This is a genomic window from Marinactinospora rubrisoli, from assembly GCF_042664915.1.
Taxonomy (GTDB): Bacteria; Actinomycetota; Actinomycetes; order Streptosporangiales; family Streptosporangiaceae; genus Marinitenerispora; species Marinitenerispora rubrisoli.
The window spans coordinates 328,695-347,170 of sequence record NZ_JBHTBH010000001.1; the positions used below are offsets into that span (position 1 = coordinate 328,695).

Annotated in this window: 18 protein-coding genes; 8 read left to right on the plus strand and 10 right to left on the minus strand. The window is 73.6% G+C overall.

What is annotated here, in order from left to right; all coding sequences use genetic code 11:
• Positions 1–22: 22 nt before the first annotated feature.
• From ACFQRF_RS01535 to ACFQRF_RS01555, 5 genes are all read right to left on the minus strand, one after another.
• On the minus strand, positions 23–805 hold the full coding sequence (locus tag ACFQRF_RS01535) for a GIDE domain-containing protein (RefSeq protein ID WP_379868174.1): 783 nt from the start codon (positions 803–805) through the stop codon (positions 23–25).
• A 149-nt stretch (positions 806–954) separates the two neighbouring features.
• Positions 955–1,707, minus strand: a complete 753-nt coding sequence (locus ACFQRF_RS01540; protein ID WP_379868175.1) for a GIDE domain-containing protein — start codon at positions 1,705–1,707, stop codon at positions 955–957.
• A 125-nt stretch (positions 1,708–1,832) separates the two neighbouring features.
• The gene (gene ygfZ / locus ACFQRF_RS01545; RefSeq protein ID WP_379868176.1) at positions 1,833–2,861 is read right to left on the minus strand and encodes a CAF17-like 4Fe-4S cluster assembly/insertion protein YgfZ; all 1,029 of its coding nucleotides are present in this window, start codon (positions 2,859–2,861) and stop codon (positions 1,833–1,835) included.
• Between the two features lie 57 nt (positions 2,862–2,918).
• A complete protein-coding gene (locus tag ACFQRF_RS01550; protein ID WP_379868177.1) occupies positions 2,919–3,374 on the minus strand; it encodes a Fur family transcriptional regulator in 456 nt (151 codons plus the stop codon).
• Between the two features lie 326 nt (positions 3,375–3,700).
• Positions 3,701–4,243, minus strand: a complete 543-nt coding sequence (locus ACFQRF_RS01555; RefSeq protein ID WP_379868178.1) for a nitrobindin family protein — start codon at positions 4,241–4,243, stop codon at positions 3,701–3,703.
• A gap of 294 nt (positions 4,244–4,537) precedes the next feature.
• Between ACFQRF_RS01555 and ACFQRF_RS01560 the strand changes: the two genes are divergently transcribed.
• Together ACFQRF_RS01560 and ACFQRF_RS01565 are read left to right on the plus strand one after the other, a co-directional pair.
• The gene (locus ACFQRF_RS01560; RefSeq protein WP_379868179.1) at positions 4,538–5,347 is read left to right on the plus strand and encodes a GIDE domain-containing protein; all 810 of its coding nucleotides are present in this window, start codon (positions 4,538–4,540) and stop codon (positions 5,345–5,347) included.
• Between the two features lie 43 nt (positions 5,348–5,390).
• On the plus strand, positions 5,391–5,753 hold the full coding sequence (locus tag ACFQRF_RS01565) for a DsrE family protein (protein WP_379868180.1): 363 nt from the start codon (positions 5,391–5,393) through the stop codon (positions 5,751–5,753).
• A 46-nt stretch (positions 5,754–5,799) separates the two neighbouring features.
• On the opposite strand, the gene dtd is transcribed toward ACFQRF_RS01565, so the two are convergent.
• Both dtd and ACFQRF_RS01575 read right to left on the minus strand, forming a co-directional pair.
• Positions 5,800–6,225: a D-aminoacyl-tRNA deacylase gene (gene dtd, locus ACFQRF_RS01570; RefSeq protein ID WP_379868181.1), complete on the minus strand. Its 426-nt coding sequence runs from the start codon at positions 6,223–6,225 to the stop codon at positions 5,800–5,802.
• A 465-nt stretch (positions 6,226–6,690) separates the two neighbouring features.
• The gene (locus tag ACFQRF_RS01575; protein WP_379868182.1) at positions 6,691–8,475 is read right to left on the minus strand and encodes a DUF2207 domain-containing protein; all 1,785 of its coding nucleotides are present in this window, start codon (positions 8,473–8,475) and stop codon (positions 6,691–6,693) included.
• 310 nt (positions 8,476–8,785) lie between these two features.
• Between ACFQRF_RS01575 and ACFQRF_RS01580 the strand changes: the two genes are divergently transcribed.
• The 3 genes from ACFQRF_RS01580 (at position 8,786) to ACFQRF_RS01590 (ending at position 13,118) form a co-directional block, all read left to right on the plus strand.
• Positions 8,786–9,631, plus strand: a complete 846-nt coding sequence (locus ACFQRF_RS01580) for a neutral zinc metallopeptidase (RefSeq protein ID WP_379868183.1) — start codon at positions 8,786–8,788, stop codon at positions 9,629–9,631.
• 42 nt (positions 9,632–9,673) lie between these two features.
• The gene (locus ACFQRF_RS01585) at positions 9,674–10,642 is read left to right on the plus strand and encodes a neutral zinc metallopeptidase (protein WP_379868184.1); all 969 of its coding nucleotides are present in this window, start codon (positions 9,674–9,676) and stop codon (positions 10,640–10,642) included.
• 112 nt (positions 10,643–10,754) lie between these two features.
• On the plus strand, positions 10,755–13,118 hold the full coding sequence (locus tag ACFQRF_RS01590; RefSeq protein WP_379868185.1) for a hypothetical protein: 2,364 nt from the start codon (positions 10,755–10,757) through the stop codon (positions 13,116–13,118).
• Between the two features lie 12 nt (positions 13,119–13,130).
• Here the strand turns inward: ACFQRF_RS01590 and ACFQRF_RS01595 are convergent, their stop codons facing one another.
• The 3 genes from ACFQRF_RS01595 to ACFQRF_RS01605 all read right to left on the minus strand — a co-directional run bounded on the left by ACFQRF_RS01595 (position 13,131) and on the right by ACFQRF_RS01605 (position 15,234).
• On the minus strand, positions 13,131–13,442 hold the full coding sequence (locus ACFQRF_RS01595; RefSeq protein WP_379868994.1) for a DUF2516 family protein: 312 nt from the start codon (positions 13,440–13,442) through the stop codon (positions 13,131–13,133).
• A 474-nt stretch (positions 13,443–13,916) separates the two neighbouring features.
• Entirely contained in the window at positions 13,917–14,867 is a 951-nt protein-coding gene (locus ACFQRF_RS01600; protein WP_379868186.1) for a M56 family metallopeptidase, read from the minus strand.
• Positions 14,868–14,871: 4 nt separating this feature from the next.
• Positions 14,872–15,234: a BlaI/MecI/CopY family transcriptional regulator gene (locus tag ACFQRF_RS01605; RefSeq protein ID WP_379868187.1), complete on the minus strand. Its 363-nt coding sequence runs from the start codon at positions 15,232–15,234 to the stop codon at positions 14,872–14,874.
• 185 nt (positions 15,235–15,419) lie between these two features.
• Between ACFQRF_RS01605 and ACFQRF_RS01610 the strand changes: the two genes are divergently transcribed.
• The 3 genes from ACFQRF_RS01610 (at position 15,420) to mshA (ending at position 18,471) form a co-directional block, all read left to right on the plus strand.
• Entirely contained in the window at positions 15,420–15,950 is a 531-nt protein-coding gene (locus ACFQRF_RS01610; protein WP_379868188.1) for an O-acetyl-ADP-ribose deacetylase, read from the plus strand.
• A 16-nt stretch (positions 15,951–15,966) separates the two neighbouring features.
• Positions 15,967–16,965: an alpha/beta hydrolase gene (locus ACFQRF_RS01615; RefSeq protein WP_379868189.1), complete on the plus strand. Its 999-nt coding sequence runs from the start codon at positions 15,967–15,969 to the stop codon at positions 16,963–16,965.
• A 186-nt stretch (positions 16,966–17,151) separates the two neighbouring features.
• Positions 17,152–18,471, plus strand: coding sequence for a D-inositol-3-phosphate glycosyltransferase (mshA, locus tag ACFQRF_RS01620; protein ID WP_379868190.1), 1,320 nt, complete (start codon positions 17,152–17,154; stop codon positions 18,469–18,471).
• Positions 18,472–18,476 lie beyond the last annotated feature (5 nt).

The following is an 18,476-nucleotide window of genomic DNA, read 5'->3' on the forward strand; positions in this document are numbered from 1 at the left end:
GTCCGGCGCGCCCTCCCCGGACTCAGCGGAACAGGCCGTACACCAGCACTCCCATGGCGAGCAGCACCACGGCGAGCGCGCCGCCGAAGAACAGCCGCTGACTGGTCCAGTCGCCCCGGGTGATCTCGCGTTCGGACCGGGTGGAGAGCAGGAACGGGCCCTGCTCCGGGCGGCGCATCGCCAGGGTCTCGCCCTCGGCGGTCACCCGGCCGAACGCGAACAGCCGCTGGCCCGGACGCACCACCCACTCCCGGTAGGTGTAGCCCGTGGTCCCACTGCCGTCGGTGAGAATCTCGCGGGCCAGATGCAGCGCCTGCGCCTTGGCACCGTTGGGAGCGCCGCGCCGCGCCGGCTCGTACCGCTCGTGGCTGCGCACCGGACGGTCCACGTCCGCGCCGTCCGGGTGGAACGTGACCCGGCCGGTGTCATCGCGCAGCAGCAGCGGCTCGAACGAGGTGTTGCTCTCCACCGTTTCGGAACGGTTGCGCGTGCGGTGATTGCCCTTGCTGTCACGGACCCGCTGCCGATAGTGCCGCACCACCTCGGTGCGGTACCAGACGCACGCCTCATCTGAGAACGGCGCGGTCAGCCGCCCCGCCGGTCCGGGTTCGGCGGTTCCGGTCACCTCGGCGAGCAGTCCGCCGGTGCGCGCCGTCGAATCCGCGAGCTGGGCCGCGGTCAGCGTGGGGGTGTCCAGCAGCGCCAGCCGGCGGGTGCGGGCCTGCCAGCCCGGGAAGGCCAGTGCCACGGCGATCACCGTCAGGACCAGCGCCGTGACGATGGGATGCTCGGTCACGAACTCCATGGGGCCTCCTCACAGGCCGGGGGAACGCTTGGGACGCCCGTCCGCCCGGTCTCCGCACTTGCGAGGGCAGGGACGGGGCCGGCGGCCGCTGGCGGAGCGCCCACCGAGTACTGGGATGCGGCGCGCCCCGAGGAGGTTCCCGGCTCTGGTCATGCCAGCAGCGCCGCCAGCACGACCAGCAGCAGAGCCACCCCGGCGAGGGCGGGCGCCAGGGCCAGGCGCCAGACCTGGGTGGACCACTCCCGCCGCGTCAGCTCCTGCCGCGACCGGGTGGACAGCAGGAAGGCTCCCCGCGCCGGCTTCCGCATCGCCAGCGCAGGCCCCTCGAAGGTGGCTTGGCCTAGAGCCGGCAGCGGCTGTCCCGGAGGGACCAGCCACTCCTGAAAGGTGTAGCCGCCAGCGGTCGGCAGCGTCCCCGGGGGCAGCCACGCCGCCATGTCGGCGCGGACGGGGGCTCCTGGTCCAGTGCCGGCCCGGTAGCTGAGTTCCGGGGCGTCCACGTCCATGCCGTCCAGGTGGAACACCACCGGCCCGGAGGCGTCGCGCAGCACGATGGGACGCGGGGAGCGCCGCTGCGCGGCCATCTCGGTGCGTCGCGCGGCGGGGGAACCGTCTCCCGCCGAGGTGCGGACGTTCCGCAGCACCTGCACGCGGTACCACACGCACGGGCGTCCGGAGAACGGTGCGGTCAAGGGGGCGCCGAATCCTTCGGCCCGGCCGATATGTGCGGCGGCCACGACGCCCGACCGATGGACGGCGGTGGCGAGCTGCGCGGAGGTCAGCGCGGGGAGGCTCAGCAGCGCGTGCCTGCGAGTGCGTGCCTGCCAGCCCACGTACCCCAGAAGGGCGGCGATCGCCGTCAAGAGCCCGGAGACGATCACCGCCACGAGTACACCCACCATCGCGGCACCTTCCCACGGTGCGCCGGCCTGACGTGCCGACGTCGTATGTCCGGGAAGGACGCGCGGTCGCGGGGCGCGGTTGCGCGATGGCCGCAGGCGGCCACGCGCCGCCCGCACCGACGGGGTCAGCGCGGCCGGCGGCGGAGGTCGATCTGCACGTTGGCCCCGGTGTCGGGGCTGACGATGACCTCCTGCGCGGCGGCGATCCCGTCGGCGAGGAGATCGGCGTCGATGGGGATGGTCCGCTTCACCAGGCCCAGCGCGATCGGGCCGAGTTCATGGTGGCGCGCCGACGAGCCGACGAAGCCCACCTGGCGGCCGGCCAGCTCCACCGCCGCGCCGCGCGCGGGCAGCCGCTCCACGGTGCCGTCGAGGTGCAGCAGCACCAGGCGGCGGGGCGGACGGCCCAGGTTGTGGACGCGGGCGACCGTCTCCTGGCCCGGGTAGCAGCCCTTCTCCAGGTGCACGGCCGGCCCGATCCATCCCATCTCGTGCGGGATCGCACGGTGGTCGGTGTCGAGGCCGAGGCGGGGCCGGTGCGCGGCGATCCGCCGCGCCTCGTAGGCCCACAGGCCGGCCGGCCGGACCCCGGCGTCGGTCAGCCGGTCGGCGACGCGCACCAGCGCGTCGGCCGGGAGGAACAGGTCGATCTCATCGTCGGTGCGGCGTACCGGTACGCCGGTGAGGTCGTCGCTCACCGCGGACAGCGCGGCCTCCCGATCGGGGCCGGCCACGGTGAGCACGGCGCGCTCCGCGGTGAGGTCGGCGACCTCCACCCGGAGCAGGAAGCGCATCGACTCCAGGTAACGGGCCAGCTCGGACGCGCCGCCCGGCTCGACGTGCGCCCATACCGCCTCGCCGTCCTCGACGAGCGACAGGTGGTGCTGGACGTGCCCGTTGGTGTCCATGAGCAGCGCCTCGGTGGCCGACCCGGGCGCGAGCCCCTCCAGGTACTGGCTGGTGAGGCTGTGCAGCCAGCCCAGCCGGTCGGGGCCGGACACCCGCACCACGCCGCGGTCGCTCCGGTCGACCCACGCGGCCGCCAGGTCCAGCGCCCGTTGCTCCTGGGCGGGCTCCCCGTAGTGGGCGGCGATGTCGGCGTCCGGCGGCTCGGCGGCGACGGCGCCGGGACGCTGTAGCAGCGGCGAAGTCATACCACCGAGCCTACGCGCTGACCCCGGCTCTTCCGCCGCGGAGGCCGCGCCTGTCGTTCACTCGCCACGGAGCGCCTGCCCGCCACCCGCCGTCACCGCCGGGGTCCCGCAGGAACGGCACGCGCCGAACACCGTGAGGTGCCGGACGTCCGCCTCGAACCCCAGGTCGGACCGCAGCGCGGCGACCAGCCCCGCCGCGACGTCCAGTGGCACGTCGGAGACCTCTCCGCACCCGCGGCACACGACGTGCAGGTGGTCGGCCTCCTCGGCCAGGTGGTAGGCCGGGGAGCCCTGTCCCAGGTGGGTGTGGGTGACCAGGCCGATGCGTTCCAGCAGGTCGAGGGTGCGGTACACCGTGGACAGGTTCACCTCGGAGGCGGTCCGCCGCACGCGGGCGCAAATGGCGTCGGGCGTGGCGTGCTCCAGTTCGCCCACGGCCTCCAGCACGAGCTGCCGCTGGGGGGTCACGCGGTAGCCGCGGGACCGCAGCTCCTCCCGCCAGGTTCGCACCATGTCCCGAGTGTATGGGGCTGGTGGAGAGCCGAGCGGCCGGACGAACCCGCCGGAAAAAAACATTTGCCGTGCCCGCGCGGGCGGACGTAACGTCGGAGGCACGCGAGAAAGGAGGTGGTCCGACAGTGCACAGCATGAGGACTAGCGAGGTGTCCGCCCGCTAGGGCGATACCGACAGGTTCGCCCCGGCGAATCCACTGTGGACACCCAGACCCCCGAGCGGCCGGCCTGGTCCAGCCGGCCCCGTCGTGCCCCGCACGGCGGAAGTCACGCTCGGGGGTCCGTCCATGCCCGGGACCGCCCGGGTTCCCGCCGCCGCGCCGGGCTCAGCGGACCCGCTTGAGCTGCGCCGACATGTAGGGCTGCAGGTCGTGGCCGTCGGCGGCGAGATCCCACGCGTAGCCGAGCGTCTCCCGGTTCTCCCCGAACAGCCCGTACAGCCGGTGCCCGGCCGCGACACCCCTGCCGGTCTCCGTCCGCAGCACCGCGTCGGTGGACAGCTCCACCCTGCTGGCGAAGATGTTGCCGAGGTACACCTCGGTGAACCCCTCCGGGTGCGAGATCAGCACCTCCACGTGCACGGTGCCGGCGCCCTCTGGGGCCGCCGCCTCCGCCGCGCCCTCCTCGGCGCGCGGCCGCACCCGCCAGTACCCGGACTCGGAGGTGACGAAGTCACCGACCGAACCGTCCTCCCGGACCCGCCAGACCCGGCTGCGGTAGGTCAGGTACGGTCCGCCGTCGTGCTCGAACTCCACCTCCTGGCCGAACTGGAACTCGGGCAGACCCGGGTACCCGGCGACGCCGACCCCCTCCCAGCGTCCGAGCAGGAACGACAGTCTCTCCAGATCGGGATGCACCTCTTGCCGCATAGTCCTTGAGAATAGGGCCTGAGCGCGGACGTCCGGTCCGTCCCGCGGTGCCCGGCGTCCGGTGGCCCGGCCGCCGGCAGGTCGCTGAGCTGCCCGTTCCGGTGGCCGCCGCCAGAGTTCGCCGGGGTGCCGCCCGCGGACATCCGGTGTTCGCGGATCCGTCGACCGCGCCGGGTATCACTGTGCGCACCCAAGCGGACGGCGGCGGCCGGGGAGCGACGCATGACGGATCTCACCGCGGAACCTGGTAAAGAGGATCCAAACTCCGCGCCAACGGACGATCATGGATAGCCGATGGCGTACGACGACGGAAAAGAGGCGGCCTTCATGCTGGTGTTCGGGATAGCCCTCCTTCTCGGCGCGGCGATCCTGACACCGTTGGCCGTCGTCGCGATGCGGCGGTGGCTGCGGCAGCGGGCGATCGCGGAGATCCGGCCGCGGGCGGTGGCCACCTGCGCCGGCCAGCCGCTCACCGTCACCGGGGTCGCCGCCCCGGGCCCCGAGGGCGCCATCGAGTCGCGGCTGGCCGGCGCGGACTGCGTCTGGCACGGCCACGAGGTGCTGCGGCACTACTGGCAGTGGCGCAACCGCGAGGACACCGGGGAGCGCGAGCGGGTGCGCGGCTGCGACTCGATCGCCGACCACGGCTCCGCCGAGCCGTTCGGCGTCGTGCCGGCCGCCGTCCCGGCCGCGCGGGACGGGCTCCCGGTGCTCGTCGACCCGCGGGACGCCCAGATCGAGGATGCCGACATGTGCCTGCAGCGGGTGGTCGGCCGGCCGCAGCGCGGGGTGCCCGCCCCCGCCGACGACCTGCTCGCGCGGGTGAAGGGGCGTATCTCCGGTATCTTCCGCGGCGAGACCATCGAGTTCGAGTACCGCGAGTGGGTGATCCGGCCCGGCGACCCGGTGCTCGTCGAGGGCCACGTGGAGCTGCGGGACGGCCATCCGGTGCTCACCGCGCCGCCCGGCGGCCGGCTGCGGATCCGGCACATGGCCCCGGACGCGGCGCAGGAGCCGCCCCGCGCGACCGACGCGCTGCTGCTCAGCGGCGGCGCGGTCGCGACCGCCTGCGTCGGCCTGCTGCTCACGCTCGCGGGCGCCTGACGGCGGCGCTTCGCGGCCCGGCGTCCCCGGCTACGCTGGCCCCATGAATCGCGCGTTGGTGATCAAGGCGACGGCGGGGCACGATGACCCGGAGCGCTGCAACCAGGCGTTCACGGTCGCGGCGGCGGCCGTCGCGAGCGGCGTGCCCGTCTCGCTGTGGCTCACGGGTGAGGCGACCTGGTTCGCGGTTCCCGGCCGCGCCGCGGACTTCGCGCTGCCGCACGCGGCGCCGCTACCCGATCTGCTGGCCGCGGTGCTCGCCGCCGGGCGGATCACGGTCTGCACCCAGTGCGCGGCCCGCCGCGAGCTCACCGAGGCCGACCTGATCGACGGCATCCGCATCGCCGGGGCGCCGTCCTTCGTCGAGGAGATCACCCGGGAGGGCGCCCAGGCGCTCGTGTACTGAGGCCGGACACCCGGGCCGCGGCCGTCCGTCCGTCTTCCGTGCGCCGTCAGACCTCCAGCAGGACGGTGAACGGCCCCTCGTTGGTCAGCGCCACCGACATCTGCGCCCCGAAGACCCCCGTCTCGACGTGCGCGCCCAGGTCACGCAGCGCCTTGACCACGGCGTCCACCAGGGGCTCGGCCACCGGGCCGGGGGCGGCGGCCTGCCAGGTCGGCCGGCGCCCCTTGCGGGCGTCGCCGTACAGCGTGAACTGGCTCACCACCAGCAGCGGGGCCCCGATGTCGGAGCAGGAGCGCTCGTCTTCGAGCATTCGCACCGTCCAGAGCTTGCCGGCCAGTCGGCGGGCCGTCTCCTCGGTGTCCTCGTGCGTCACCCCGACCAGCGCCAGCAGGCCCGGCCCGTCGATGGCGCCCACCACCTCGCCGTCCACGGTGACCGAGGCGTGACTCACTCGCTGTACGACCGCTCGCATTCTCGCGTCCGACCTCTCGTCCAATGTTGCGGTTCGGTACCTCTGGTCGCGCTCGCCGGTTCGCTTCCCTCCGCCGCCGGCTCCGGACGGGCTTCGCCATGGGGGTGCCGACGGCTCCGGACGCTCACCGGCTCGCCGCTGGGTGTTTCTGGTCGCGCTCGCCGGTTCGCTTCCCTCCGCCGCCGGCTCCGGACGGGCTTCGCCACGGGGGTGCCGACGGCTCCGGACGCTCACCGGCTCGCCGCTGGGTGTTTCTGGTCGCGCTCGCCGGTTCGCTTCCCTCCGCCGCCGGCACCGGACGGGCTCCGCCACGGGGGTGCCGACGGCTCCGGACGCTCACCGGCTCGCCGCTGGGTGTTTCTGGTCGCGCTCGCCGGTTCGCTTCCCTCCGCCGCCGGCACCGGACGGGCTCCGCCGAGTGGGGTGCCGACGGCTCCGGACGCTCACCGGCTCGCCGCTCCGGCGTCATCCCAGGGTACGGAACTGCCGAGTGTTGGAGATGACGCCCGACAGCGTCAGGGTGAACGTCCGGATCGAGTCGGCGAAGTCGTCCAGCCGCCACTCGTCCGGTCCGTGGTACCAGGGCAGATCGTCCCCGTCGAGTTCGGCCGATCCCGCCGTGGCGAGGATCTGCGCCCAGCGCTCCACCGTGTCGAAGATGATCGCGTAGGGCAGGTAGCGCGAGAACAGCGGCACCCGCTGGCTCTCCGGCACGTCGTCGGCATCCGCCCGGTGCAGGTAGGCGCGGAAGCCGAGGGTGTGCGCGAACACCGCGCTGCCCAGGCGGGTCTTGGCGGGCATGTACTGCGCGCCCACGGTCACCGCCGCTCCGGCGATGACCACCGCGAGCCCGGTGAACGCCGCGTGCGTGTACATCGCGAGCAGCACGGTGAGCAGCACGCCCAGCGCGGTCAGCACGATGCCCATGACGGTCCACTGATTGCGTTCGACGTTGGGCCGCCGGGCGAACCATCGCATGCGGACCATGTCGCGGTACAGCTCCTCGCGCACGTCGTCCAGCCGGGTCGCGAAGGTGTCGCCGAGTTCGGACAGCCGCACCTCGTCCCGGTTGTGGAAGAGCGCCTCCAGCAGCAGCCGCTCGTACCGCCGCGGCTCGTCGTCGCGGGGCGGCGGCTGGCGGACCAGCCGCCAGTCGACCGAGGTGAAGGACTCGTGCGGCAGCTCCTCGATGACGAGATGCCCCTTGACCGCCAGGTCCACCACGGTGGCGGTGATGTCCACGACGTCGGCCTGTTCGTCGATGAGGGTGCCGATCTGCCCGGGATGCACGCCGTTCGGCGGGTGGAAGCGGAGCACGCCGTCCTCGGTCCCGGCGATCGGGGCGTGGTCGCCCAGCGCCGCCTCGGTGCGCAGGGCGCGCTCGTCGCGGCCCCGTACCCGGATCAGGACGATCAGCCCGCCGATGAGGACCACGAGCAGCAGCCCGAAGACGCCGGAGGTCGCCGGTGTGATCGAGAACGCCGAGGACAGCGACCAGGTGCGCTCCAGGAGCGGGTCCCCCGGCGCGGTGTCCGGCGGGTAGCCGACCACGATGCTCAGCGTCTGGCCCACCTCAAGGTCGGCCTGCAGGAACCGGGCGACCAGCGCCTGGTGGCCGCCCATGTCCGAGGAGGTGCAGTAGATGGAGCTGCGCGGCTCACCGGCGGCGCACGACAGCGCCAGGGGCGGCAGTGGGGCGTCGACCTCGACCGTGGTGGAGGCCACCGGGGCGCTGTAACCGCCGACCGCGACCCATTCCAGTTCCAGCTGCCTGCCGATCCGGCTGGTCGTCCCGCTCACCTCGTAACTCAGGATCACCGTCTCCGCGCCGGCCGGCTCCATGGTGACGTCGAGCGTGTCGGCGCCGGCGGCGGTGCGCACCTCCACCGGATCGCCGTCCCCGTCCCGCGCCGTCACGCCGGTGACCTCGTACAGCCGGTCGTGGTCGGTGTCGTAGGGCTGGCGGGTCACGAAGGTGCGGGTGAACTCCTCGGGCACACCCCCGCTGAAGGTGAGGACCTCCGTGGCGCGTACCGTCCCGTTCGGGTCCAGGACGAGGGAGATGTGGTTGCTGTTCGCGTCCTCGTCACCGGTGGACGGCACGCTGGCGTGGGTCTCCGGCTCCGCCGCCCCGTCGCCGCCGACCCCTTGGTGCGCCACGTGCGCGGCGGCCGCACCGGGTAGCGCGGCGAGCAGGCTGAGACCGGCCGTGACGACCACGGCCGAGCGCGCGAAACGAACCCCCCACATGGCGTGAGAGCTTATCTGTTCGATGAGTACGGCCTGATTACGGATCGGCGCTCGAAAGCCTGCTGTAACCGCATACCCGTCATAATCGAAAAGTTGACCCGTTTACGGGGAAGTTCAGAATGTGTCATGACGGGGGAGGTGAGGCGACCCCATGGCGGAACGGGGTGGCGTCACGCGTGCGACCGGGCGGGGGCCTGGTCAAACGTTCTATGAATTGCCGGGGTACGCCCGCCAACCGCGACAGCGGCTGGGCGTCGGGGTGCTTTCCGTCCTCGCCACCGGACTGGCGGCGGTGGGTTTTGCCGGATTCGTGAGCATCTCCGCGGTTCTCGACGACGGGGATCATCGGGCGGACGGGGCCGGAGCGGACGGGGTGCGGCCGGCCCAGGCGGGTCTGCGGGAGCCGGCCGAGGGGGACGATGTGCCCTCCGAGCCCCCGAGGACGGAGGGGGACGTCCTGGGCGACAACCCGCTGTACCAGAGCGGCGAAATGGCGCGGGTGGACTGCCCGGCGCCGCGGCTGGACGCCTACGACGACGCTTCCATGGAGGCGTTCCTGCACAAGATCACCGACTGCCTCGACCAGGGCTGGCGGGAGCAGTTCGGCGACACCGGCATGGCGTTCGAGGCGCCCAACCGGATCTACTGGTACGCCTCGGGGCAGAGCCCCTGCGGCAGGTACCCCGTCGAGGGCACCGCCGCGTTCTACTGCCGCGCCAACAAGGGCCTCTACCTCGGCGTGGACGACATCGTCGCCAGCTCGGCCGACTCCGGCGAGCCGGAGACCTACACGTTCCTGCTCAGCCACGAGTACGCGCACCACGTGCAGGGCGAGGCCGGAATCCTCGACTACTACCACGCGGCGCGCGGCACGGCCGGCGACGCCGAGGAGCGGGCGGCCTGGACGCGGCGCAGTGAACTCCAGGCCAACTGCCTGGGCGGCGCGTTCGTCGGGGCGATCGCGGACAGCTTCCCCATCGGCGGGGACGAACATGCGAATATCCTCGAAGACGCCGAACGCCGGAGCGACTACGACGCCGAGCAGCGAACCCACGGATCTCCGGCCAATGGCCGAATGTGGACGGAGCACGGCATGGACCGCCGGGACCCCGCGGCGTGCAACACCTGGCAGGCGCGGGAACACCTGGTGGAGTGACGGCCGTCCGGAGGCTGACCGAGGGGGATCTGGCGGGGAGCGGTGGGATCGGGCTACGGCGAATGCGAGCGGCGGGGCGGACTGCGCCCCGCGTCCCGCCGCGCGCGCCGCGGCCCCGGCGCGCTCTACTGGGCGATCGGGGCGGCCGCGCTCGCGCTGGCCGTCCTGGTCTGGAGCGTTCGTGCGGCCGACGAGGAGGAGTCCGGGGTCTCCGGGGTCGCCGCGCACTCCACCAGCGCGCCGGACCCGACCGCGTCCGGCGCCGACGCCGACGAGGCGCCGGTCCGTCCCTCAGGCGAGCACGCGCTGCTCGCCAACCCCCTCTACGAGACCGGGCGGCTCGCGCCGCTGCCGTGCCCGGCGCCCGAGCTGACGGCGAGCGACCCGGCGTCCATGGAGCGCTTCCTCAGCACCGTCGCCGACTGCCTGGACGAGGCGTGGCAGACCCAGTTCGACCGGGCCGGGATCCCCTTCGACCCGCCCAACCGGGTGTTCTGGTCCGAACCGGGCAGTAGCCCCTGCCGCGACTACCCGTCGACGGCCGGCGCCTTCTACTGCCGGGCCAGCAAGAGCATCTACATCGGCACCAGTGACGTGGTCGACAAGTGGAACGGCGCCGAGGACAGCGTCGTCTACGCCTCGCTGCTCGCCCATGAGTACGCGCACCACGTTCAGGGGGAGTCCGGCCTGCTGGACTACTACCACGACCAGCGCCGCCGCGAGCCGGACGTCCCCGCGCAGAACGCCTGGACCCGCCGGAGCGAGCTCCAGGCCAACTGCCTGGCCGGGGCGTTCCTCGGCGCGGTCGCCGTCAGCTACCCCGTCACCGAGTCCGACCGCCGGACCGTGCGGGAGGACGCGGCCGCCACCGCCGACCGCGAGGACAGCACCGACGCCGAGCGCACCCACGGCTCGGCGGCCAACAGCGTGCTGTGGATCGAGCACGGCATGGAGCGGCAGGACCCGGGGGCGTGCAACACGTGGGGCGCCGACGCCGAGCTCGTGCAGTGACCCGCGCGGCCGATCGCCGGGCTTTCGCCGCGGTTCCAAACCGGGGTTACGGTTCCGTACCGATGCGTCACCCTGGGTGTTCCGTCCGGCGGTGGCGGGGAGATCCCCCCACATGCCGGACGAGCGCCTTGTCGAGTTGCGGATCCACGGGGTGAACGGTGGGGCGGCGGACGAACTGCTCGACGTCGAGACGTGCGCCCGCGTCTCGGGCGATGATCTCGCCGGGTTCTTCCGCTGGCGCACCCAGCGGCACACCGAGACCGTGCCGGGCGTACCGCGCGAGGTCTTCGCGTGGGGAAACCTGACATCGGGCCAGTCGTCCCGGGCCCTGTGGCTGCTCCTGCTCCCGTTCATGCTGGTGAACGTCGCCTTCTGGATGCGGCCGCGACGCCCGACCGAGCCGGTCACGCGCGGGCAGCGGATCGCCGACCACTCCTACGGCATGCTGGTCCGGCTGCTCGCGCTGAGCCTCACCGCGCTGCTGACCATGGCGGCGGCCGGAATCGGCATGGACCTGATCGGCTGGCAGTGCGCGGGCTACGGCGCCGCCTGCGCCGAACTCCGGCCCTGGCTGGGTTTCCTGTCCGCTCCGGACGCGCCGCTGTCCACACCGGGCCGCGCCATCGCCATCGGCGCGCTGCTGCCGCTCGCCGTGGTGGCCATCCTGTGGCGGCTGTCCCGGCGCACCGGCATCGAGTACGTCGTCACCGCCAAGTCCGACGCCCGGCGCGGGGCGACCGCGCCGCTCAGCGATCCGGCCTTCTGGCGCAACGGCGTCGTCATGGGGCGGCTGCGCTCGGTCCACGTGGCCATCGCCGTCTCGGTGGTCACCGCGCTGCTGCTGCTCCCCCCGCTGCTGCGCGACCGTGACACCGGCGCCCCGCTTCCCGGCGCCGTGCTCGCCGGACTGCTCGCGCTCGTGGTGGTGCTCGGTGTCGTCGGCGCGCTGGTCCCCGACGAGAACCCGCACCGGAACGTGCGCACCGCGCACGTCTGCCGTGTGCTGCGCGATGCCGCGCTGCTGCTGTTCGTCCTCACCCTCGGCTACGCGCTGTGGCCGCGGCCCGGCTGGATCCCCACCGGGTCGCTGCCCGGGTACGCGGTCGGGCTCAACGCGCTGTTCGCCGTCCAGTGCGGGCTGGCCCTGCTGCTGGTGGCGGTGGCCGTGGTGCAGTACCGCGGCGGCCACGCCCACGCCGGCACCGCGATGGGCGGCATGGCGGGCCCGGCCACGGCGGCCATCGGCGTGCTGCTGGGCGGGGTGTTCTCGGCCGCCATCGTCTACCAGGTCGCGGGCCTGCTGGGCGGGTGCTACTACCCGGGCGCGGAGCGCGCCGGCTGTCTCAACCTGGACCCGCCGAGCGCCTACGCCTGGCTGCAGCTGGCGTTCACCCTGGAGGCCGCCATCGCCCTCGTCGGCGCCGGCGCGCTCTGGGTGGCGGCGCAGCACCGCAGCCGGGCCGCGGTTCCCCAGGTCGCCGCGGAGTACGACGCCGCCCCTGACGCGCGCCGGACCCGGGAGATCGCCAAGGCCCGCGCGCTCGGCTCCATGACCGAGTACCTGCCGGCCTTCCTCACGCTGCTGCTGCTCCCGGCGCTGGCGCTGGTGGCCCTGGTGCTGTACTCGCTGATGACCGACGGCGTGGCCGCCGCGGACGTCGGCGCCTCCGGCGTCGGGATCAGCCTGACGGTGATGACCGGGGCACCCACCACCTGGATGCAGAACGCCGTCTCGGTGATGGTGACGGTCGGCTCCTGGCTCGGCGGCACCCTGCTGGTGGTGCTCGTCTGGCTGGGCCGCAACGCCTATCGCAACCAGCCGACCCGCAAGGCGGTCGGGGTGCTGTGGGACGTCGGCACGTTCTGGCCGCGGGCGGCGCACCCGCTGGCTCCGCCCTGCTACGCCGAGCGCGCGGTGCCGCAACTGGCCGCGCGGGTCGGGGCGCTCACCGGGCACGGCCATGGCGTGGTGCTGTCCGGGCACTCCCAGGGCTCGGTGCTGGCGGCGGCGACCGTGTGGCAGCTGCCGAACCGATGCCGCGAACGCGTGGTGCTGCTCACCCACGGTTCACCGCTGTACCGGCTGTACGCACGGTACTTTCCCGCCTACTTCGGGACCGCCGCGCTCAGCGAGCTGCGGCGGCGGGTGACCGGCTGGTGCAACCTGTGGCGGGCCACCGACGCCATCGGCGGCCCTGTGCACCTGCCCAGCGGGACGGTGGCCCGCGCCGAGCCACTGCCCGACCCCCGGTACTACGACCACCAGGAGGGCGAGGCGCTCTACCCCGAGATCATGGGGCACAGCAGTTACACCGCCGACCCGGCCTACGCCGCGGCCGTCGCGGCGGCCACGGCGCAGCTCACCGCGGCGCTGGAGGAGGCGGCCGCCCGGGAGCGCACCGCCGAGGCGGCCGGCGGCGTGCCGCCGCAGGCGGATCCGGACGCGGATGGCATGGAACGCGACGCCCGGACCTGACCGGCCGGCGGACTACCAGGGGCCGTACGGGCCGTCGCCGGGCCGCCCGATGCCGCGCACGGCCGGGCGCACGTCCAGCAGGAAGATCAGCGCGGCGATGAGCGACAGGATGGTGAAGAACGCGAAGTACCCGAAGACCGCGCCCAGCGAGAGCACCGCGCCGACGCCGAGGATGCCCACCCACAGGCCCTTGGTCTGCTTGTCCATGGCCGGGAACGCCTGCGCGGGGGTGCGCGCGGCTTCCACGAGGGCGTACAGCGTCGTCACGAAGATCGCCAGGTAGATGGCTTTCCACAGCAGGGAGAAGAACGACAGGGCGACCACGACACGCACCGAACCTTTTACCTAGACGACCGGGCGGCGAACTGCGTACCGCCCCTGTGGACAAGAACGCGGCACCGCCGCGAATCGTGCCCGCCGCACGGCGCCGTCACACCTGTCGCGCCCGGTCCCACATCCGCACGGCGTGCGGAAAGGGGTTCTCTGGTCGCGCTCGCCGTCTCGTTTTCCTTCGCCGTGGACGCGGGTGGCCTTCGGCGGGGGGCGTCGACGGCTACGGGCACTCGGCGGCTCGCCGCTCTGTGCTTCTGGTCGCGCTCGCCGTCTCGTTTTCCTTCTCGTTTTCCTTCGCCGTCGATGCGGGGGCCTTCGGCGGGGGGCGTCGACGGCTACGGGCACTCGGCGGCTCGCCGCTCTGTGCTTCTGGTCGCGCTCGCCCCCTCGCTTTCCTTCGCCGTCGATGCGGGAGCCTTCGGCGGGGGGCGTCGACGGCTACGGGCACTCGGCGGCTCGCCGCTTTTATATCGGCAGGTGCCACAAAGCCAGTGTGGTGGTCATCAGCATGACCGCCGACACCAGGATCGTGGCGGTGAAGGGCCGGGACAGCTCCGCCACCGGGTTGAGCAGACGGGACACCCGGGTCACCACGTCGGGCTGGTCGACGTCGGCGGCGGCCGCGGCGAGGGCGCCCGCCGGCACCGGGGCGGACCCGGCGGTGCCGAACCGCAGCAGCGCCATGGCCAACTCGCGCGCCGAGCGTGCGCGGCTGGCCTGGTCGTCGGCGCACATCTCGATGAGCAGTGCCACCGCCCGGTAGCTGGTCTCGATGACTCCCAGGCGGGGGAACGCCCGCTTCAGGGAGGAGAAGGGGAGCAGCACGAGGTCGTGCCGCTGGCGCAGGTGGGCGTGCTCGTGGGCGAGGACCGCCGAGAGCTCGTGCCGGTCCAGCACCTGCAGCGCCCCCGCGCTGATGACGATCTGTGAGCGCAGCACACCCGGGAGGCAGTACGCGGCTGCGGCGGGGTGGTCGAGCACCCGCGCCCCGGGCACGTCCGGGTCGTCGCGGGCGACCAAGCGGAGCAGCTCGCGGTGCCGCCGGCGGGTCCGCAGCACGTGGAGGAAGGAGGTCGCCAGACCCCACAGCAGCAGGGAGAAGAGCATGACCGCGCCGACGATGGCGGCCACGCGGGTCGCGCCGAGCGGGGCGTCGCCCAGCGCCGAGAGGTAGAAGCCGTGCGCCAGCGCGTCATCGACCAGTGAGAGCAGGCCGCCGAACACGCCCTCGCCGTAGGGGGCGAGGCCGAACGCCAGCAGCGCGCCGATGGTGGAGATGCCCCACGCCAGGCCGAGCGCCTGCCAGGCGATGACGGCGACGTGCGGTCCCCGGATGGGCCAGTAGGCGCGACGCAGCCGTGCCGCCGCGAAAAGACAGCACACGGAGATCGTGGCGAGCAGTGCGGCACTGACCATACGGCTACGTCCTTGGCTGGTCGATTTCCGCGAGTGCGCGGCGAAGCGCTTCAGCCTCCATTCCGCTCATCGAACGGACGAAGGCGGCCAGCGCGGCGTCGCGGTCGCCCGTCTGGCCCAGCGCGTCGAACATCAGCTCGGAGACGTACTTCTCCCGGCTGGCGGCCGGGCGGTAACGCCACGCGCGGCCCTCACGGGTGCGGACCACGACCCCCTTCTTGGCTAGCCGGTCGAGAACCGTCATGACGGTCGTGTGCGCGAGATCGCGCTCGGCGAGCGCCTTTCCCACCTCACGAACCGTTAACGGCTCGACTCGTTCCCACAGTACATCCATCACCGCGCGTTCCAGATCCCCGAGCCGATTCATACCGGCTAGTCTACTTGCGGTAGTACTACACGGCGTCGCACCCCCGCCCGATGTCGCGCGGACTCGCCGGGCCCGGCCGTCCGGCCCCGCGCTGCGCCCGTGACCTCCCCGGGCGGTCGTCGCCCGTTCCACGGACCGCGGTGCGCGGCCGGTGCCGGCGCGGCGGTGGAGACGGGAGTGACGTCATGGGGATTCGGCTCGTGCTGGGGGACATCACCGAGCAGCACGTCGACGCGATCGTGAACGCGGCGAACTCCTCGCTGCTCGGCGGTGGCGGGGTGGACGGCGCGATCCACCGCCGCGGAGGCCCGGAGATCCTCGCCGAGTGCCGGGCGCTGCGCGCCGCGCGGTACGGGCGGGGGCTGCCCACCGGCCAGGCCGTGGCCACCACCGCCGGCCGGCTTCCGGCGCGCTGGGTGATCCACACCGTGGGGCCGGTGTACAGCGCCGCGCAGGACCGGCGGGACCTGCTCGCGTCCTGCTACCGGGAGTCGCTGCGGGTGGCCGATGAGCTGGGCGCGCGCTCTGTCGCGTTCCCGGCGGTGTCGACCGGGATCTACCGCTGGCCGGTGGACGACGCCGCGCGTGTCGCTGTCCGTACTGTCCGAGGTGTGGCGACTACAGTAAGTGACATCTGTTTTGTCCTGTTCAGTGAGGCGGTGTACGCGGCGTTCGCCCGTGCCGTCGCCGAGCCCCGGCCCGGGGAGCGGCCCTGATCCTGGAGGACCTGGGGTGTTCACGTCGTTTACCCGCCGGACCACCGCGGCCGCGCTCGCCTCACTCACCGTGGCGGTCGCGGCGGCGCTCGCCGCGCTGCGGACCGAGGACGGTGAGACCGGGACGGCCGACCCGGGGCAGGACGGCCGGCCGGTCGGTGCCGCGTCCGCCATGCTCGGCGCCGAGCGGCCGGGCGTCCTGCCCCGCCCGGGCGAGGTGGCCGTGTGCCGCCGGCCCGGCCGGGAGGAGATCATCCGCGTCCCCGACCCCGGCGCTCCCGAGGGCGGGCGGCCCATCTGGGTGCGGCGGCCGCCCGGGCCGGACAGCGCCGACCTGCCGGTCCTGTATCTGCTGCACGGCTCGACCGGCACCCACGAGTCGATCACCTCGGCCGGTGCCGGCCCGCTGCTCGACCGCGAGATGTGCCGAACCGGCGTGGAGTTCGTGGTCGCCGCACCCTACGGCCAGGAGGTCGGCGGCAGCGACACCGAGTGGGGCGACGCCGCCGACGGCGACTTCCGGATCGAGACGTTCGTCATCGAGAAGGCCGTGCGCGCCGTCGAAGGCGACCATCCCCGCCCCCGGCACCTGCGGGCGATCGGCGGGTTCTCCATGGGCGGCTACGGGGCGGCGGCGCTGTCGCTGCGCCACCCCGACCTGTACCGGCAGGCGATCAGCTGGGCCGGTTACTTCCGGGTGGACGATCCCAGCGGCACGTTCGGCGACGATCCGGATTCCCACGCGCCCGACCGGCTGCTCGACGACCCCGCCGTCCGCGACATCCGGTTCCTGCTGATCGAGGGCACCGAGGACCACACCCCGCTGCAGGTGGGCAGCATCCACGGTGAGGCCAAGCGGTTCGCCGCCCTGCTCGCCGAGCGCGACATGGCCGTCCAGACCCACTTCCCGCCCGGCGGCCACACCTACGACGTGTGGACGCCCACCTTCCCGGAGGCCGTCGACTTCCTGGTGGCCGGGTGGCGGCAGCCGGTGGCGGGCGTCGACCAGCGCTGATCCGACCGGTCGGCGGGCGCGCTCCGCGGCGCGCCCGCCCGCACCCCGTACCCGCGCCCGGAACCCAACTCCCACCCCGGTTCCCGCCCGTCCGTGGACCCCTGTCCATGATGGGAACAGCACGCTCCCCGGGACTGTTCACCGAAGGGGCGGCGGCACGTGGACACCGGGAAGGGGACGACAGCCGTGGTGCGAAACGCTCCGGGGCCGCGGGGCGCGGTGGCCGGGCGGGCGAGGCGGCCCGTTCCCCGTCGTGTCGCGACCATCAGCCTGCACACCTCCCCGCTCGAACAGCCGGGCAGCGGCGACGCCGGCGGCATGAACGTCTACATCGTCGAGGTCGCGAAGCGGCTGGCCGAGCGCGGTGTCGCCGTCGACGTCTTCACCCGGGCCACCCGGGTCGACCAGCCGCCCGAGGTGGAGATGGCGCCCGGCGTGACCGTGCGGCACATCGCGGCGGGGCCGTTCGGCGCTCTGGACAAGAACGCCCTGGCCCGCCACCTCTGCCCGTTCGTCTTCGGCGTCCTGCAGACCGAGGCCCGCCACGAGCCCGGCCACTACGACCTCGTGCACGGCCACTACTGGCTCTCCGGGCGGGCCGGCATGGCCGCGGCACAGCGGTGGGGCGTGCCGCTCGTGCAATCCATGCACACGCTCGCCCGAGTGAAGAACGCGGCGCTGGCGCAGGGCGACGTCCCCGAACCCGAAGCCCGGGTGCGCGGCGAGGACCAGCTGGTGCGCGCCGCCGATCACCTCGTCGCCAACACCGCGGAGGAGGCCCGCCAGCTCGTCCGCCACTACGACGCCGACCCCGGCCGGGTCAGCACCGTGCCGCCCGGAGTCGACCTGGACGTCTTCACCCCGGGGTCCCGGGCGGCGGCGCTGCGCCGGATCGGCCTGGCCGCCGACACCGAACTGCTGCTCTTCGTGGGACGGGTACAGCGGCTGAAGGCGCCCGACGTGCTGCTCCGCGCGACCGCCGCGCTGCTCCGCCGCGATCCGGAGCTGCGCGGCCGGCTCGCCGTCGCGGTGGTGGGCGGGCTGTCCGGCGGCGACGTGGCCGAGCCGCGCCGGCTGGCCGACCTCGCCCGCTCCCTGGGGATCGCCGACCTGGTCCGAATGGAGCCGCCCCGGTCGCGCGCCGAGCTGGCGTACTACTACCGGGCCGCCGCGGCGACGGTCGTGCCCTCGCACTCGGAGTCGTTCGGCCTGGTCGCGGTGGAGTCGCAGGCGTGCGGCACGCCCGTCGTCGCCGCGCGGGTCGGCGGGCTGCCCACCGCGGTCGCCGACGGAACCTCCGGCGTGCTGATCGACGGCCACGACCCCGAGGACTACGCGCGGGTCCTGCACCGGATGATCCGGCACCGGTCCTGGCGGGAGGCCCTGGGCGCCGCGGGGGTGCGGCACGCGGCCGGCCTCAGCTGGTCGGCCACCGTCGACGGGTTGCTGGACGTCTACCATGGGACCCTGTCCGGGCCGCGGCTGCCCATCGCCGCGAGCCAGTGACCCCG

Coding starts and splice junctions, on each gene's coding strand:
- ACFQRF_RS01535 (WP_379868174.1), bottom strand. CDS start 805: ATGGAGTTCGTGACCGAGCATCCCATCGTCACGGCGCTGGTCCTGACG.
- ACFQRF_RS01565 (WP_379868180.1), top strand. CDS start 5,391: ATGAATCGCGCGTTGGTGATCAAGGCGACGGCGGGGCACGATGACCCG.
- ACFQRF_RS01590 (WP_379868185.1), top strand. CDS start 10,755: ATGCCGGACGAGCGCCTTGTCGAGTTGCGGATCCACGGGGTGAACGGT.
- ACFQRF_RS01605 (WP_379868187.1), bottom strand. CDS start 15,234: ATGAATCGGCTCGGGGATCTGGAACGCGCGGTGATGGATGTACTGTGG.
- ACFQRF_RS01540 (WP_379868175.1), bottom strand. CDS start 1,707: ATGGTGGGTGTACTCGTGGCGGTGATCGTCTCCGGGCTCTTGACGGCG.
- ACFQRF_RS01610 (WP_379868188.1), top strand. CDS start 15,420: ATGGGGATTCGGCTCGTGCTGGGGGACATCACCGAGCAGCACGTCGAC.
- ACFQRF_RS01560 (WP_379868179.1), top strand. CDS start 4,538: ATGGCGTACGACGACGGAAAAGAGGCGGCCTTCATGCTGGTGTTCGGG.
- ygfZ (WP_379868176.1), bottom strand. CDS start 2,861: ATGACTTCGCCGCTGCTACAGCGTCCCGGCGCCGTCGCCGCCGAGCCG.
- ACFQRF_RS01555 (WP_379868178.1), bottom strand. CDS start 4,243: ATGCGGCAAGAGGTGCATCCCGATCTGGAGAGACTGTCGTTCCTGCTC.
- ACFQRF_RS01550 (WP_379868177.1), bottom strand. CDS start 3,374: ATGGTGCGAACCTGGCGGGAGGAGCTGCGGTCCCGCGGCTACCGCGTG.
- ACFQRF_RS01600 (WP_379868186.1), bottom strand. CDS start 14,867: ATGGTCAGTGCCGCACTGCTCGCCACGATCTCCGTGTGCTGTCTTTTC.
- ACFQRF_RS01575 (WP_379868182.1), bottom strand. CDS start 8,475: ATGTGGGGGGTTCGTTTCGCGCGCTCGGCCGTGGTCGTCACGGCCGGT.
- dtd (WP_379868181.1), bottom strand. CDS start 6,225: ATGCGAGCGGTCGTACAGCGAGTGAGTCACGCCTCGGTCACCGTGGAC.